The following is a 15572-nucleotide window of genomic DNA, read 5'->3' as shown; positions in this document are numbered from 1 at the left end:
GGCGGTCGTCCTGTCACACGGTGAGTTCCGCGAAGGGCCCTCTCCTGGGCCCGGCGCCGTACCGGACGTACCACTCGGTGGACACCGCCCTTTCCCGGTCGCCCGGCGCCATGGCGGCCAGCCGCCCCGGCAGAGCTCCGCGCTCGACCTCGCTGCGATGAGCCATGACGGCGGCCAGCTTCTGCTCGGCCCACGGGCCGACATCAACGGCAGCGGTGATGCACTCGTCCGGCACGCTGTACAACTCCCGCCCCGGGAGCAGGACATCACTCAGTGCGCGGGCGGCGGAGTCGGGGAACGCGGCCAAATAGAGGGCGCTGGGGTGCCATGGGTCACCGGCCTCCGGAAAGTGGCGGCCCCAGCCCGCCGCGTCGACCGCGAGCACGGTCACCCGGTGGGTATGGACGTGGTCCGGATGGCCGGTCGCGCCGTATGCGTCGTGCGTGACGACGATGTCCGGCCGGAACTCGCGGATCTGCGCCACCAGTCGCCCCACCGCCTCGTCCAGCGGTGCGTCGCAGAAGCGGTCCGCACCCGGCGCCGACTCCGGTACCCGCGCGTCGGCGTATCCGAGCATTCGCGGGTTCCCGGCCCCGAGAATGCGCAGCGCGTCTGCCAACTCCCCGGCGCGTGAGCTGCCTTCGGCCCAGGTCGCCGTGACGACACCGGTCCGCGCGCCGGAGGCAGCATGCCGGGCGAGGACGCCGCCCGCGGACAGGGACTCGTCGTCGGGGTGGGCGAAGACGGCCAGGATGCTGGGGAGGGGCATGGCGGGTCACCTTCAGGAGGGGGACGCGGTTTCGGTCACGGTGCCGGCTGTTGGGGCTTGCGGGCGATCAGGAATGCCTGGGGGACCGGTTCTGCGAGGGTTTCGTTCGGCTCGCGGACGGTTCGGGAGACGACCGTGAAGTCTGCCTCCGTGAGGAGGTCCGCCATGTGCTCGGGGCGGCGGCGCTGGAAGTCCAGCGAGACCGGGTGGCCCCACGGATGGTCGTGGCGGCGCGGTACGTCACCGGCCTGGAAGGCGAGCAGCAGGTGGCCGCCGGGAGCCAGGACGCGGTGGAACTCGGCGAAGAGGGACGGGAGCCGGTCCACAGGGGTGTGGATGGAGGAGTACCAGGACACGACGCCGCCGAGGCTGCCGTCCGCCAGGTCGATGTCCAGCATCGAGCCCCGCTCGAACCGCAGGCCCGGATTCTCGCGGCGGGCGATCGCGAGCATCCCCTCCGACAGGTCGAGCCCGAACACCGGCAGACCGAGGGAGGCGAGGTACCCGGTGATCCGGCCCGGCCCGCACCCCAGGTCGGCCACGGTCCCACCCCCGCCCACGAGTTCGGCGTAGACACCGAGCAGGGCCCGGTCCAGCGGCCGGCCGGCGAGCCCGTCGCCGGGGAAGTGGTCGGCGTAGTCCTCGGCGACGGTGTCGTAGAAGGTGCGGGTGGCGGTGAGGAAGTCGGCGTCGGTCATGGGCGGGGACGGTACCGGTGGGCACTGACAACGCCCCGCCCAGCCGGTCATGCCACCCCGGCCGCCCGCAGCCCCGCGGCGGTCACCGCCGCCCCCAGCACCACCACCACGAACGGCGCCCGCCGCCACGCCAGCACCCCCGCCACCAGCACCCCGCCCGGCCGCGCCCACCCGGCGAACCCGCCCCCCTCGGTCAGCGCCCCCGCCGCCAACAGCGCGGTGAGCAGGACGACCGCCCCTGCCGACGACAACTCCCGCACGCGGGTCGGAAGTTGCACCCGCCCGTGCAGCAACGGCCCCACCAGGCGGAAGGCGTACGTTCCCACCGCCAGGGCCAGGATCAGCGCCACCGTGCCGTTCACGCGGCCACCTCCTTCCGGCCGTACAGGAACAGGCCCGCCAGCGCGAGCAGCACCGGCACGCCCGCCGGGACGGCCGGCGTCACCGCGAGCGCCACCGCGGCCCCGGCCGCAGCGCACCGCCGTACCCGGGCGTCCGCGCGCAGAGCGGGCAGGACCAGCGCCACGAGGACGCCGGGGAAGGCGGCGTCCAGGCCGTACCTCGCCGTGTCGCCCAGGGCGTCCCCGGCCAGCGCGCCCGCGAGGACACCGACGTTCCATACGACGAACAGGCCGAGCCCGGAGATCCAGAACGCCGCCCGGCGGCGGACGGGGTCGGACTGGGCGAGCGTGAAGGCCACCGTCTCGTCGGTCACCAGATGGGCGCCGAGCAGCCGTGCCACCCGCCCCCGCCCGACGACGTCCGCGACGGCGAGGCCGAAGGCGGCCGTGCGGACGTTGAGGAGGAGCCCCGTGGCGGCCGCGGCGAGCGGACCGCCCCCGGCCAGCAGCACCCCGACCGCGCTGAACTGGGCCGAACCCGCGTACACCACCAGCGACATCACCACCGGCACCCACACCGGCAGCCCACCGGCCACGGAGATCGCGCCGAAGGACACGCCCACGATCCCGCCGGCGACCCAGACGAGCGAACTGTCGCGGACGAGGTCCCGCCGCGGTGAGCGGGGTGCCTGGCGTGAGCGGGGTCCCTGCGGTGAGCGGGGTGCCTGGGGTGTTCGTTGCAGCGAACGCATGTTTCATAGAATGAACAGCAGCTGCCCTGTTCGTCAAGGCGAACGACCGTACCGATGGAGCGAACGCCATGCCCGACGCATCCCCGCCCCCGCCCTCCCGGCTCCCCCTCGGCTGGATCGCCGCGGCCCTGCGCCGCGAACGCACCCGGTCCGGCCTCTCCCTCTCCGAGCTGGCCAAACGAGCCGGAATCGCGAAGTCCACGCTGTCCCAGCTGGAAGCGGCGAGCGGCAACCCGAGCATGGAGACGATCTGGGCGCTGGCCGTGGCGCTCGGCGTGCCGTTCGGCACGCTGGTGGAGCCGCCGGCGCCGACCGTGCAGGTGATCCGGGCGGGCGAGGGCCCGACCGTGCACTCCGAGCAGTCCAGCTACACGGCCTCGCTGCTGGCGGTCAGCCCGCCCGGCACCCGGCGGGACATCTACCGCGTCCGCCTGGAGCCCGGTTCCGTACGCGACTCGAAGCCGCACATTCCGGGAACCGTGGAGCACATCGTGGTCGGCACCGGCCGGGTGAAGGCCGGGCCCCTGGAGGAGCAGACCGAGCTGGGCCCGGGGGACTACATGGCCTACCGCGGGGATGTGCCGCACGCGTACGAGGCGCTGGAGGCCGGGACGACGTTCGTGCTGATCATGCAGCACGTGTGAGCCGCCCGCCGCCGACGACGGGCGGGAAGGGCGGGGGAAAAGGCAGGAGCCCCGCTGCCTTGCGGCGCGGGGCTCCTTGGGTACTGCTGTCAGTTCCGGATCAAAGCACCAGGCTCCGAGACCGAATGATCAGACGGGGGTGACGTTCTCCGCCTGCGGGCCCTTCGGACCCTGGGTCACGTCGAAGGAGACCTGCTGGTTCTCCTCCAGCGAGCGGAAGCCGCTCGCGTTGATCGCGGAGTAGTGAACGAAGACGTCGGGGCCGCCGCCTTCCTGGGCGATGAAACCAAAGCCCTTTTCGGCGTTGAACCACTTCACGGTTCCGGTAGCCATAAGCCCTCCTTGGGCCCAAAGGGTCGCCCTGCTCCAGAACCTGCAAGTGTGAAACGGTGCCGCACAACTGCATACGTCTGAAAACGACTAGAGCCCGCGGTTACATGCTCCGCAGGCTCTGTACTGCAAGGGAAACCAAACTGCAACTTGCGGCGAGCCTAGCACGCGGGCAGCCGAAAGCAATAGAGGTCAAGATCACGTCACCCGGATGTTTGAAAGGGGGCGGGTGAGCTTGACGAGACGCAGGTGGCGGCCACTGCGCCACCCTGAACGCTGCACCGTACCCCATGGGGGCTAGTCTCGCGATGTGGACATTTCTCGCACCCGGCCGCGCGTCGGCCACATCCAGTTCCTGAACTGCCTGCCCCTTTACTGGGGGCTCGCGAGAACGGGCACGCTTCTCGACTTCGAGCTCACCAAGGACACCCCGGACAAGCTCAACGAGAAGCTGGTGCAGGGCGACCTCGACATCGGGCCCATCACCCTGGTCGAGTTCCTCAAGCACGCGGACGAACTGGTCGCCTTCCCGGACATCGCGGTGGGATGCGACGGCCCGGTGATGTCCTGCGTGATCGTCTCGCAGGTGCCCCTGTCGGAGCTGGACGGCGCCCGCGTCGCCCTCGGCTCGACCTCGCGCACGTCCGTCCGCCTCGCCCAGCTGCTGCTGGCCGAGCGCCACGGCGTCCAGCCCGACTACTACACCTGCCCGCCGGACCTGAGCCTGATGATGCAGGAGGCCGAGGCCGGCGTCCTCATCGGCGACGCGGCGCTGCGGGCGAACCTGCTGGACGCGCCCCGCTACGGCCTCGAGGTGCACGACCTCGGCGCGCTGTGGAAGGAGTGGACCGGCCTGCCGTTCGTCTTCGCCGTCTGGGCCGCCCGCCGCGACTACCTGGAGCGCGAGCCGGAGATCACCCGCAAGGTGCACGAGGCCTTCCTCGCCTCCCGCAACCTCTCCCTGGTGGAGGTCGGCAAGGTGGCCGAGCAGGCGGCCCGCTGGGAGGCCTTCGACGAGAAGGTCCTGGAGCAGTACTTCACGACCCTGGACTTCCGCTTCGGCGCCCCGCAGCTGGCCGCGGTCGCCGAGTTCGCCCGGCGCGTCGGGCCGACGACCGGCTTCCCGGCGGACGTGAAGGTGGATCTGCTGCAGCCGTAAGCCCCAAGGGAACGGCGCATTACCCTTTTCTCGTGTTACGGGGGAGGGGTGACGCCATGCAGCCACTGGGAGCCGACGAGCCCACGGTCGTGGGTCCCTACCGGCTGCTCGGCCGGCTGGGCTCGGGCGGCATGGGCCGCGTCTATCTGGGCCGCAGCGCCGGGGGCCGCACGGTCGCGGTCAAGATCGTGCACCCGCACTTCGCCCTCGACGAGGAGTTCCGCGCCCGCTTCCGCCGGGAGGTCGAGGCCGCGCGCAGGGTCGGCGGCGCCTGGACGGCCCCGGTCCTCGACGCCGACCCGGAGGCCTCCGTGCCCTGGGTCGCCACGGGTTACGCCGCGGGCCCGTCCCTCGCGGCGGCGGTCACGGACGGCGGCCCGCTGCCGGCTCATTCCGTACGGGTCCTGGGTGCCGGCCTGGCCGAGGCGCTGGTGGCGGTGCACGAACTGGGCCTGGTGCACCGGGACGTGAAGCCGTCGAACGTCTTGTTGACGCTGGACGGCCCGCTCCTGATCGACTTCGGGATCGCCCGCGCCACGGACGGCACGGCGTCCCTCACCTCCACCGGCGTCTCCATCGGCTCACCGGGCTACATGTCTCCCGAGCAGATCCTCGGCAAGGGCGCCACGGGAGCGGCCGACGTCTTCTCGCTGGGTGCGGTGCTGGCGTACGCGGCGACGGGCCGGCCGCCGTTCCCGGGCGACTCCTCGGCCGCGCTGCTCTACAAGGTCGTCCACGAGGAGCCCGAACTCGAGCCGCTGGACGGCGAGTTGCGCGAGACGGTGCAGGCGTGCCTGGCCAAGGACCCGAGCGCGCGCCCGGCCCCCGCCGAACTGGCGCGGCGGCTCGCCCCCGAGGGCACCGCAAGGCTGGTGGCGGTCGGCTGGCTGCCGGGAACACTCGTGGAACAGGTGAGCCGCAGCGCCGTACAACTGCTGAACCTGGAGGCGGCGTCGGGGGCGGAGGCCAACTCGGGCCCGGTCGGCTTCAGCAGCGTCTCGGTCGGTGACGCGGTGACGGCCGGCGGGGAGGGGGCCGGGCGTTCGACGGTGGGGGAGTTCGGGCCACCGCCGGTGATGCCACCCTCGGTGCCCGTGCCTTCGGTGCCCGCGCCTGCGATGCCCCAGCCTTCGATGCCCGCGCCTTCGACGCCCGCCCCTTCGGTTCCGGAGCCGCAGGACGCGCCTCCCGGCAAGCTCTCCGTCTCCGTGGCCGCCTCGTCCGGACCGGGCGACGGCGGGCGCGGACGCCGGCTGAGCTGCACGGTGGCGCTCGCGGTCGCGGGAGCGCTCGCGGCGGTGACGGTGGGCTCGGCGTTCCTGTTCGACCTGCTGCCCGGCAACGGGAGCGGCGGCAAGGACAACAGCGCGGGCAGCGAGCCCACTTCGAGCGCGACGCAGAGCACGACCGGCGAGCCGAGCACGGCCGCCACACCGAGCACCACCGCCGAACCGAGCGCGAGCCCCAAGCCCACCGGCGGCGCGTCATCCGCCGTCCCCGCCTCCTACCTCGGCACCTGGGAGGGCCAGGCCCTCGCCCTCGACGGCACCCTCCCGGTCGGCACGTTCCATCTCACCGTCCACCCCGCGTCCGTCGGCGAGGAACTGGGCAGACTCCGCCAGACCGACCAGCTCGGCGGCGTCTGCAACGACGTCCTGACCGTCAGGACGGTCACGACGAAGCAGGTCCTCGCGACGTCCGTGGGCGCCAAGACCAACCACGACGGCTGCAACCCGACACCGCACACGGTGCGGCTGTCGCGGGTGGGCGACGACCTGAAGTACGTGTCGGACAGTGAGGCGGAGGGGAATCCCACGGCTCGGATGTCGAAAGTGGGATAGGGGTCGGGCAGGGCCACCTGCATCGGCCTACATCGGCGTCGTGACCGTGACGTGCTCCCCCGTGCCCAGGTGGAGCATGCCCTTGCCCGGGGTGACGGAGCCGCCGACCATGCTCCGGTTCGTGCGGATGCCGATCAACTCGCCCGCGGAACTGTCCTGCGGGGACAGCAGGATGCCGCGGCGGGCCTTCTTCATCTCGACCTGCCAGCCGGAGAAGCCGTCGCAGATCTCCTCCTCGTCACCGGCGATGACGACGGCCAGGCCCTCCTCGGCGCCGCGCTCGACGATGCGTTTGAAGACGTCCTCGGCGTCGCAGTCGTCGTGCACCTCCGCGTCGTCGACCAGAACGACGATGGGCTGTTCGGGGCTGGCCGACTCGACGAGCGCCTCCAGTTCGTCCTCGTCGATGTCTCGGCCGGTGAAGACCTTCAACACACCGTCCTGCCCTTCGAGTTCACGCAGCGGCGACGGGCGCGGTGCCGCGAGGACCAGTCGGACGCCCTGAGTGAGGTACGAGCGCGCGATGTTCACCAGCACCGTGCTGCGCCCGGACTTGGCGGGTCCGCCGATCACGAACGCCGGGACGCCCTGGGCGAGATCGGGTCCGAAGGCGGTGAGCTCGTCGCCGCCGACGCCCACCAGGGCCCACAGCGGGGCCGCAGCCGTCGCCGGGTCGCGCATGGCCCAGGCGTCGGCGAAGGAGATCCTGCCCGGCAGGACGTCGACCCGGAAGGGGCGTTGGGAGCGCGGCACCTCGGCGTCCCGCGCGGCGGCGGCTTCACCGATCGCGACGAGGGCCGCAGCCTGGCCCTGACCGGTGGTGTCCTCGGCGAGCAGCGCGAACTGGGTCTCCGTGGCCGTCTCACTGGCGAACCCGCGGCCGGGCGGGATCTCCTCGGGAATCTTGCGCGCATTGATGTCCAGCATCGAGAAGTCGCCGCGGTCCGCGAGGCGCAGACCGTACTTGTCCTCGGTGAGGGAGGAGATCCGGCCTGTCAGCAGCTGGCGGTCGCCGGTCATCACCATGTGGATGCCGACGCTCGCGCCCTCGCGCATCATCGCCATCAACTGGTCGGTGAGATCACCGTGGTTGTACTCGCCGAGCGTGGGCAGCCAGCCCTCCCAGCGGTCGAGCAGCACCACGATGTGCGGCAGTCGCTCGTCCTGGACCACGGCGGCCCGCTGCTCGCCGATGTCCGCGTAGCCCTTGTCCGCCAACAGCTCCTGGCGCCTGGTGAGTTCACCCGTCAGCCGGTTGAACAGCCGGACGACCCGCTCCAGTTGGTTACGGCTGGCGACCGCACCGGTGTGGGGCAGCCGGGTGAGCGCGTTCAGGGCGCCGTTGCCGCAGTCGATGCCGTACAGGTGGACGTCGGCGCACGACAGCGTGCGGGCCAGCGATCCCGCGATGGTCCGCAGGATCTGCGAACGGCCGCTGCGCGGCGCGCCGGCGACGAGCACATGCCCGAAGGTGGCGAAGTCCACGACCACGGGCCGGCGGGCCTGATCGGCCGGCAGGTCCTCGATGCCGTACGGGGCCGCCGGCAGCGCCCCCGCGCCGCGCACCGCCGGGATGTCGTCCAGCAGCAGCATCTCGTCCAGGGCAGGCAGCCAGGGCGAGTGCTGGGCCGGGATCGCCAGCGCCGTGTTGGCCTCTCGTACGGCGTCCACCAGGACCTTGAGGTCGGTGATCTCGTCGTCCTCGCGGGCCTCGGTCTTGGGTTTGGTGAGCGCGGCTCGGCCCAGGTCCTGCCAGGACAGTGCCCCGGCCCACGGCGCGAGCGCGGCCGGGTCTGCGGCACCCGGGCGGCGGCCGCCGACGCGGCCCGACTGGAACGGGATGAGCGAGGCGTGCCCGAGGCGGACGTACGCCCGACCCGGCGTGCTCTTCGAGATGTGCCCGGCCTCGGGCGCGTCGATGACGTCGGTCGACTCACCGGCGTCGGTCACGCGCAGCGCGATACGGAGGTTGGTGTTGGCGCGGATCTCGGGGGAGACGACACCGGACGGCCGCTGGGTGGCCAGAAGCAGATGGATGCCGAGCGAACGGCCACGCTGGGCGATGTTGACCAGACCGGTCACGAAGTCAGGCAGGTCACGCACCATCGAGGCGAACTCGTCGATGACGATGAGCAGTCGGGGGACCGGCGCGTGGGAGGGATCCCGCTTCACCAGGTCCTGGTAGTCCTCGATGTCCTTGGCATCGGCGGCGGCCAGGATGTGCTCGCGCCGCTTCAGCTCGGCGCCCAGAGACTCCAGGGCGCGCTCGACGAGGTGGGCGTCGAGGTCGGTGACCATGCCGACCGTGTGCGGGAGCTTGACGCAGTCCTTGAACGCCGAGCCGCCCTTGTAGTCGACGAGGACGAACGTCATGTTCTCGGGCGTGTTCGCGACCGCGAGCGCGGCGACGATGGTCTGCAGCAGCTCCGACTTACCCGAACCCGTCGTACCGGCGATCAGACCGTGCGGCCCGTCCCGGCGGATGTCGATGCCGAATGCACCGTCGTACGACTCACCGATGACGGCCATCGTCGACTGCCCGCCCATCCGCCACCGCGCGGCGATCGCGTCGCGAGTCGGCGGCTCCAGTTGCAGTACGTCGAGCAGACGGCTGGCGGCGGGCAGCGCGGAGTCCTCGGTCTCGCCGCTGATGTCGCGCAGCGGCGAAAGCGAGCGGGCGAGGCGGGCGCACCAGGCGCTGGAGACGAAGTCGGGCCGGACGCCGATCCTGCGCCGGGCGCCGGTCTGCTCGACCCGCAGCCGCAGTTCGAGGGCCTGCTCCTGGTCCTCCTCGGTTTGCCGGCCGTTCTGGTGCCAGCCCTGGAAGGAGGGGAAGCCACCTGCGGACACCTGAGGTGCGCTCATCGGCGAGGCGGTTGCGGTGTCGTCGCGGCGCAGCGGCTCGGCGACCACGAACGCCTGGCACTCGCCGGGCAGGAACCGCTCCTCCTCGTCCAGGCAGATGGCGTAGATGGCGACGGCCGGACCTTCCCGGAGCAGCCGTACGACACCCGGCATCGACCGCAGCCGGCGCGACCCGTCCCATACGACGATGACGTCGGGGTCGGAGAAGGCGGGGCCGTCGGCGCTGCGCCCGCCCTCCTTGAGGGCCTTCTGCCGTGCGTCGAGCAGCTGGGTCAGCTCACCGACACGCGCGCCCACCGTCTCGGAGTCCGTGCCGATCAGGACGTTGACGTCCTGGCCGCTCGCGGGGCGCGAGTGCGGCAGCCAGCGCACCCAGTCCCAGCGCTGGTGCGCGTCGTTGTCGGTGAGGACGTAGAACTGCACGTCCATAGGGCTGTGCAGCACGGCGGTCTGGGCGACGGCCCACCGTCCCAGCGCCTCGGCGGAGTCACCCGGCCCGGCGAAACCGACGACGCCGAGGTCCTTCAGCGGCAGCGCGACCGGCGAGTCCTCGAGCCGCCACGTCACCTGGCGCTTGTGCTCGTCCTGCTCCGGGTCGTCGAGCACCACCTCGGAACGGACACGGCCGGTGCCGACCCGCAGCAGCAGGTGGTCGGCGTCGGTGCGGCGCCGCTCCCACAGCCGGGTACGCGGCCCGGTGCCGAAGGCCAGGACGGAGGCAGGGTCGGGAATGGCACTGCGCCGGTCCGTCCGCTCCAGCCGCAGGGCGTCCTGGGCGTCCTTCTCGATCCGCTCCTTGTGCTCCTTGTACTCCTTGACCTGCTTCGCATGGGACTTGCGTCCGTGCTTCTTGTCCATGAAGTAGTTGCCGAAGAGCATCAGGGGGCTCATCAGCGCCATGATCAGGTAGTACCACCTGCCGAAGATCATGACCGAGACCACGGCACCGACCAGGGGCGCCAGCGCCATCAGCCAGTTCAGCGGCCGTGCTTCGAACTCCTTGGGCGGCGTGGGCAGCCGGAAGTGCGTCGTGCGTTCGGCCGGACGCAGTCGCGGAGGCCGGTTGTAGTCGAGCCCGGAGCCGTCGTCCGACCACTTGAGGGCGGCGTTGGGCGGGGTGTACCTGTCAATCTCCAACAGGGTGTTTCCAAGGGAGAGTTGAGAGCCGAGGGGCCATGAACCGCCCTCGAAGTCCTCACCGTCGAGCCGGGGTCGGTCGCCGCTGCTCTCGTCGCTTCCCTTGCCGTTCCCCTTGTCGGCCGTGTCCTTCTTCTCGATGCCGTGCAGGGTGACGGTGCAGGCGCCGTCGATGGCGATGGACAAGGAAGCGGCACGCTCGGCGAGTTCGGGATCGTCGATACGGATGTGCGCGGTCGGCCCGCTGCCGATGTCGTACCGGCCGACACCCAGCCGGTGCACGGCACCCGCGGCCGGACCGCCGGCCACCCGGAATTCGACGACACCGGTCGGCTCACCGAGGAGGCAGCCTGCCGGATCGTGCAGGCTGACGACGACGCCGTCGCGCAGGGGCGAGCCGACGATGTTCGCGCTGTCGTCCAGTGCGTAGCCGTCGACGAACGCCAGCGGTGCGCCACCGGGGTTCGCGTGCCCGCCGATGGGAATGATCTGCGCACCACCGTCGAGGCCGACGTGGCGCGCCAGCTCCCGAGTGATGTCGCCGACCGACGACTCCGGATCCGCGTCGAGCACCACATCGGCGCTGGCGCCGACCATGGGGTCGACAACGGTCAGACTCAGGCGCACGTTCGTCCTCCTCGCTGGGCTGAGGCCGCCCCCGGAACGCTGAACACAGTCTGAGTGACCTTAGCCGCCACGTCTTTCCCCTGCGCAACGGGCTGCACACTGCTTTCACAGTCCGGTGATGTGCAGTGATGTGCAGTGGTTCACGGTTCCGTTGCCGGGCGTCCCTGTCATCCCACCAGCCCCACCCGTAAGATCTTTGCTCATGCGGACGGCCGGTGTGCGACCGCGCAGACCGCATCAGGCAAGCCACGGGGGAAGGCCCTGCGGCGACCAACGGGAGGGAGAGCCGTCATGGCCAAAGACACAGACCTCACTTACTCCGAGATGGAGAAGGAGGCCGGTGAGCTCATCAAAGCCATGGGCGACATGGAAGACATGCTGAAGAGCATCGAGAAGCGTGTCGAGCACCTGGTGCAGAACGGGTTCACCACCCAGAAGGCCTCCGGCGCCTACGACGAGTCCATCAAGGACTTCACCAAGGGCGCGGCGAAGACCATCAAGGGCCTGGAAGGCCTGTCCAAGTTCCTGACCAACGCCAAGAAGGCGTACGAGGACCTGGACGACCAGCTGGCGAAGAGCGCCAAGGGCTAGCCTGCCCGGGCAAGCTGGGCGACGTCCGAGCGGAGGGCCGACGGCCGACGCTCGGACGTCGCTGTCTCCGGACTTGTCGGAAAAGGTTTCACGGGGGGAGCCATGAAGGAACGAGCATGACGACATCCGATGAGGGCGCCCCACCGCACGAGGCCTTCGAGTGCACCTTCGAGTTCGAGCCCGGCTGGATCGACCTGACGCTGAGGGAGGGCACGACCTCCGAGGCCAGGGGACTGGCCACGGAGGTCGTCAACAGGCTCAACCCGCGTGCCCTGGAGATCGAGAAGAGTGCGGTCCTCGACGACATGGTCGAGCGGGCCGTCGACCTCAACGAGGACGTGCCCACCCTTGCGGCGGCGTACTACTCCGGGGCGGGGGAGGCCCTGGCCAACCTCATGGTCGACTCGTACAGCGACGAGGGAGTGCCGCGCCCCGGCGCGGACGAGGTCATCCCGCTGCTCCTGGAATGGGGAAATGCCCAGGTCACAGGCGAACCTCGGATCAGCCACCTCGACCTGGCAGCCGGACCTGCGGTGCGCGTTCAGGCCACGCTCCAGGTGAAGCGGATGCTCGGCTTCGGCAGGAAGCTGACGGAGTTCATCAAGTACGCGGTCTTCCCGCCCAGCATGCAGAGCCTCATCGTCGTTACCGTGACGTGGGAGAAGATCACTCTCACCGAGGAGATCACGGAGCTGGCCGACGAAGCTGTACGCAGCCTGCGCATCACACCGCTTGCAACAGGAGGCATGGCAATACCTACCGACGGAGGCACCTTGTGAGTAGGCCAACCGATGCAGCGGGGAGGCGAGTTGAGACCTGTCCGAACTGCGGTGGCAACGAGGTGCGGACTGTCGAGGAGGCGCGCTCGGGCAAGGGCGCGATGCGGGACGGCCTCTACGGCAGGCTGGCACCTGGGCCGGAGAAGTCCGGTGACGGCTGCATGCACTTCGCGGAAGGCATGGTGCTGACCGGCCTCGGCATCGCTCTCGCGTACACAGGCGTCCAGCAGCACAAGACTCTGTACCTGGTCGGCGGTGTGCTGCTCGCGGTCGTCTCCTTCGTCGGAACCATCGCCGTCGTCCGGGGTGACGGGCGTGAAAAGACCGCTGCCCATGCCGGTGCCTCGCGCGCGGAACGTCTGTGGCGGCCGGCGCAGTACTGCTACGACTGCGTCGGTGTGTTCTGCCCGGGTGGCACCCCGTGGCAGGGATTCCTCACGCCGGAGCAGTTCAAGAAGCTGGTGTGGACCGAGGCCGGATACGCCGATCAACTCGTCGCGGGGGACAAGGCATTGGAAACCGAGATCCCGGCAGACGCGTTGCCGGAGCGACTGTAGGACGACGTAGACCCGAATTCACCGCTGAAGGTCACCCGGCTGCGCCTTCACCGCTTCTCCCGAGGAGCCCATCAGGATCGAATGCGTCTCGTGGACGTCCTTGGCCGCCTTCGAGGGAACAGGAACCTCGACCATGACGATGCCGCTGGGCAGGCGAGTGAGGACCGGAGACTGCGCGTCGGCCGGTAGCTCGGCCAGGAAGCGGGTCAGGCGCTCGCGCTGGCCGCTGGTCAGCTCGCTCTGAGGGACGGTCCGGACCTGCCCGGCAAGCAAATGGCACAGGCGCTCGGCGCCGTCGGGGTTGCCCGTGAAGAGGCGTATCCAGGACCGGTCGGCGAAGGTCAGCCGTACGTCTGCCTCCACCTCGCTGTACGGCATCCGCCTGGCTCCAGCGACGGATTCGCGCGGGAATTCGGCCAGCACGTCGGCCTTGTCCAGCGTGCCGGCCCGGGTACCGAGGAAGAGCAGGCGCCGACTGGTGAGGACGAGGTCGGTGGTGTAGCCCTTCGGGCGGCGGGCCGGGTCGAGTTGCCAGGGGACGGTGCGTGCAAGAGTGCCGGGCGCCGCCCACATGACGGGGAAGTCCTGGACCTCGTTCTCCGGCTCCTCCGGCTTGCCCCGCACGGAGACGTCGCCGAACGGTGATCCGGAGGCTCCACCGATGTTCGCGATGATGTTCGCGATCAGGGGGATCCCGATCAGGAAGGCGCGGCCGGTGCGCTGCGCGATGCGGTCCCCGGTCGTGTGAAGGGAGTAGGAAGGGCCTTCAGGCCACCCCGGCAACTCGCCTTGAATGTCGTCGCGTTCGGAGTCCCGGAACCATCGGGAACCTGCGACGGCGGGGGAGAGGCCGGTGGCGAACCTGGCCGCGGTCCTGAGCAGCAGGTCCTCGTCGGCGCCCGGATACCAGTCCATGTGCGGTCAGTTTCCTACGGCCGGTTCAAAGGACGCCGTCCGCAGAATCGACACGATCATGTCGCAGAACTCGTTCCAGTACTCGGTGGATGCCGTGTGGAGCGTGAATACGGCTGTGTAGGGACCGGTGGGGAACGGCACGTGGACCTGTATCTGCCCGGTGAGGAGCTGCTTTTCCTCCTGATCCGCAGTGAGTTCCGACGAGATCGTCACCTCGCGCAGAGTCACGCAGGAGACCGCGGGGCCGCAGGGCAGGTCCATCCAACGGGCATCGTGGTGCGGCTCGCGTGCCAGGGCGGCGAGGATGCCGTGCGCTGCGATCTCCGGGTCGGTCTGGTTGGTCTCGACAGCGGCCACGGTGAAAGCGCACTGGACGACACCACCGTCGTCGGTGGAGAAGAGGCCCAGCGCCGAGTACGAGAGTCCGCTCAGGGTCAGCTGTTCGGCCATGGCCGCGTAGAACGGGGCGGCGGGGGTCCACAGCGAGTCGTCACCCTCGGAGTAGAGATCCCGGACGAAGGCGTCGGACAACGCGGCTCGTTCTTCGGCAGTGGCTGCCAGGGGGAGCGAGAAGAAGCTCTCGGGGACGTTGAACGTCAGGAAAGGGACGTCGGCGTCGACCGTGATGAGAGGTGTGGTCACTGGGAGACGGCTTTCATTTGGATCAGAGGTCGCCTGGCTCGTACGGGACGGCTTCGCCGTCGGCACCCATCAAGCAGACGTCGCTGAAAATTCCGTAGTCCGGATCGATCGAGTTGGACTTCAGGTACTCGGCACGGAGATGACCGCTCGGCCGTCGGGTGATCAAGAGGTCGCCGGGGCCGTCCTGACGCTTGAGGAACTTCGCGACTGCCTGGCGCTGCCCTCCTGTCAGTGCCTCGTCGGTCACCAGTTCCGGAGGGGTGTCGAGGAACCGGGTGACGTCGTCACGACAGTTCGTGTTCCACCCTGCGAGGCGGCTCCAGGAACCGTCGTTGAACACGAGCTTGAAGTCGACGCTGTACTGGCTGAACTTCATTCGCTGCGCGGTGGCGATATTCGAACGCGAGGTCTCCCATAGAACCTCGTCGTGACGCTGCTCCTTGTCGTCCAGAAGGCCAAGGATCAGTGCCCGCCTGTTCGTTACGACCAGATGTGTCCGCTCGTGGTCGGGAAGGCGCCCGGGATCGAGCTGCCAGGGGAGGGTACGGGCGAGTGTTCCGGATGCGGCCCACATGACGGGGAAGTCCTCGACCTCGTTCTCCGGCTCCTCCGGTTGCCCGAGTCTGGCCACGTTTCCCGTGCTGCCCGAGCCGGCCAGTGATTCCAGGACGCCAAGGGTCGCCACGAGCAGGAAGCGGGCCCCGAATTTCCTCCCCTCCCGCACGCGGCGTTCCGCCTTGGTTCGCGGGGTGAACCGGGGTCCCTCGGGCCAGCCCGGCAGCTCGTCCTGGATGTCGCGTCGCTCGGTGTCCCGGAACCAGCGCATACCGGAAACGGGCGTGGCGACACCGGTGGCAAAGCTCACTCCGCAGCGAGCAAGCAGGGTCTCGTCAACGTCAGGCTGCCATGTCGTCATGTTCCAGTG

General features: G+C 70.0%; 15 protein-coding genes. 6 read left to right on the top strand and 9 right to left on the bottom strand.

The features are described 5' to 3' along the window. Window positions 1-13 precede the first annotated feature (13 nt). From ACIBN2_RS34985 to ACIBN2_RS34970, 4 genes are read right to left on the bottom strand one after another with little or no spacing between them, the layout of a single operon-like run. Window positions 14-769 (bottom strand): PIG-L deacetylase family protein, encoded by a 756-nt coding sequence (locus ACIBN2_RS34985; RefSeq protein WP_399140538.1) that lies wholly within the window; start codon window positions 767-769, stop codon window positions 14-16. Between the two features lie 35 nt (window positions 770-804). Continuing rightward, on the bottom strand, window positions 805-1467 hold the full coding sequence (locus tag ACIBN2_RS34980; protein ID WP_399140536.1) for a class I SAM-dependent methyltransferase: 663 nt from the start codon (window positions 1465-1467) through the stop codon (window positions 805-807). 47 nt (window positions 1468-1514) lie between these two features. Further along, window positions 1515-1829, bottom strand: coding sequence for an AzlD domain-containing protein (locus tag ACIBN2_RS34975; protein ID WP_399140534.1), 315 nt, complete (start codon window positions 1827-1829; stop codon window positions 1515-1517). After that, window positions 1826-2560, bottom strand: a complete 735-nt coding sequence (locus ACIBN2_RS34970; protein WP_399140532.1) for an AzlC family ABC transporter permease — start codon at window positions 2558-2560, stop codon at window positions 1826-1828. The genes ACIBN2_RS34975 and ACIBN2_RS34970 overlap by 4 nt, the downstream gene beginning before the upstream one ends. A gap of 68 nt (window positions 2561-2628) precedes the next feature. Here ACIBN2_RS34970 and ACIBN2_RS34965 point away from each other — a divergent pair, with 68 nt between their 5' ends. Beyond that, window positions 2629-3204, top strand: a complete 576-nt coding sequence (locus ACIBN2_RS34965) for a helix-turn-helix domain-containing protein (RefSeq protein ID WP_399140530.1) — start codon at window positions 2629-2631, stop codon at window positions 3202-3204. Between the two features lie 129 nt (window positions 3205-3333). Here ACIBN2_RS34965 and ACIBN2_RS34960 read toward each other — a convergent pair whose 3' ends face one another. Continuing rightward, entirely contained in the window at window positions 3334-3537 is a 204-nt protein-coding gene (locus tag ACIBN2_RS34960; RefSeq protein WP_003992177.1) for a cold-shock protein, read from the bottom strand. Between the two features lie 307 nt (window positions 3538-3844). On the opposite strand from ACIBN2_RS34960, the gene ACIBN2_RS34955 reads away from it, so the two are divergent. Continuing rightward, window positions 3845-4693, top strand: coding sequence for a menaquinone biosynthetic enzyme MqnA/MqnD family protein (locus tag ACIBN2_RS34955; protein WP_399140528.1), 849 nt, complete (start codon window positions 3845-3847; stop codon window positions 4691-4693). A 56-nt stretch (window positions 4694-4749) separates the two neighbouring features. Continuing rightward, window positions 4750-6534, top strand: a complete 1785-nt coding sequence (locus ACIBN2_RS34950; RefSeq protein ID WP_399140526.1) for a protein kinase — start codon at window positions 4750-4752, stop codon at window positions 6532-6534. Window positions 6535-6561: 27 nt separating this feature from the next. Here ACIBN2_RS34950 and ACIBN2_RS34945 read toward each other — a convergent pair whose 3' ends face one another. Continuing rightward, window positions 6562-11163: an FtsK/SpoIIIE domain-containing protein gene (locus tag ACIBN2_RS34945; protein WP_399140524.1), complete on the bottom strand. Its 4602-nt coding sequence runs from the start codon at window positions 11161-11163 to the stop codon at window positions 6562-6564. 291 nt (window positions 11164-11454) lie between these two features. Here ACIBN2_RS34945 and ACIBN2_RS34940 point away from each other — a divergent pair, with 291 nt between their 5' ends. From ACIBN2_RS34940 to ACIBN2_RS34930, 3 genes are all read left to right on the top strand, one after another. Continuing rightward, window positions 11455-11754, top strand: coding sequence for a WXG100 family type VII secretion target (locus ACIBN2_RS34940; RefSeq protein ID WP_384264376.1), 300 nt, complete (start codon window positions 11455-11457; stop codon window positions 11752-11754). Between the two features lie 116 nt (window positions 11755-11870). Beyond that, the gene (locus tag ACIBN2_RS34935) at window positions 11871-12533 is read left to right on the top strand and encodes a hypothetical protein (RefSeq protein ID WP_399140522.1); all 663 of its coding nucleotides are present in this window, start codon (window positions 11871-11873) and stop codon (window positions 12531-12533) included. Window positions 12534-12595: 62 nt separating this feature from the next. Further along, the gene (locus ACIBN2_RS34930; RefSeq protein WP_399140520.1) at window positions 12596-13090 is read left to right on the top strand and encodes a hypothetical protein; all 495 of its coding nucleotides are present in this window, start codon (window positions 12596-12598) and stop codon (window positions 13088-13090) included. 18 nt (window positions 13091-13108) lie between these two features. Here the strand turns inward: ACIBN2_RS34930 and ACIBN2_RS34925 are convergent, their stop codons facing one another. Genes ACIBN2_RS34925 through ACIBN2_RS34915 form a run of 3 tightly spaced genes read right to left on the bottom strand, consistent with a single transcriptional unit; the run spans window position 13109 to window position 15563 of the window. Beyond that, the gene (locus tag ACIBN2_RS34925; RefSeq protein ID WP_399140518.1) at window positions 13109-14005 is read right to left on the bottom strand and encodes a hypothetical protein; all 897 of its coding nucleotides are present in this window, start codon (window positions 14003-14005) and stop codon (window positions 13109-13111) included. 6 nt (window positions 14006-14011) lie between these two features. Beyond that, on the bottom strand, window positions 14012-14647 hold the full coding sequence (locus ACIBN2_RS34920) for a hypothetical protein (RefSeq protein ID WP_399140516.1): 636 nt from the start codon (window positions 14645-14647) through the stop codon (window positions 14012-14014). 22 nt (window positions 14648-14669) lie between these two features. Next, the gene (locus tag ACIBN2_RS34915) at window positions 14670-15563 is read right to left on the bottom strand and encodes a hypothetical protein (RefSeq protein WP_399140514.1); all 894 of its coding nucleotides are present in this window, start codon (window positions 15561-15563) and stop codon (window positions 14670-14672) included. Window positions 15564-15572 lie beyond the last annotated feature (9 nt).

The organism is Streptomyces sp. NPDC050534, from assembly GCF_044457745.1.
Lineage (GTDB): Bacteria > Actinomycetota > Actinomycetes > Streptomycetales > Streptomycetaceae > Streptomyces.
Note: the sequence above shows the minus strand (reverse complement) of the source record. Positions and strands in the feature narration are given on the sequence as shown.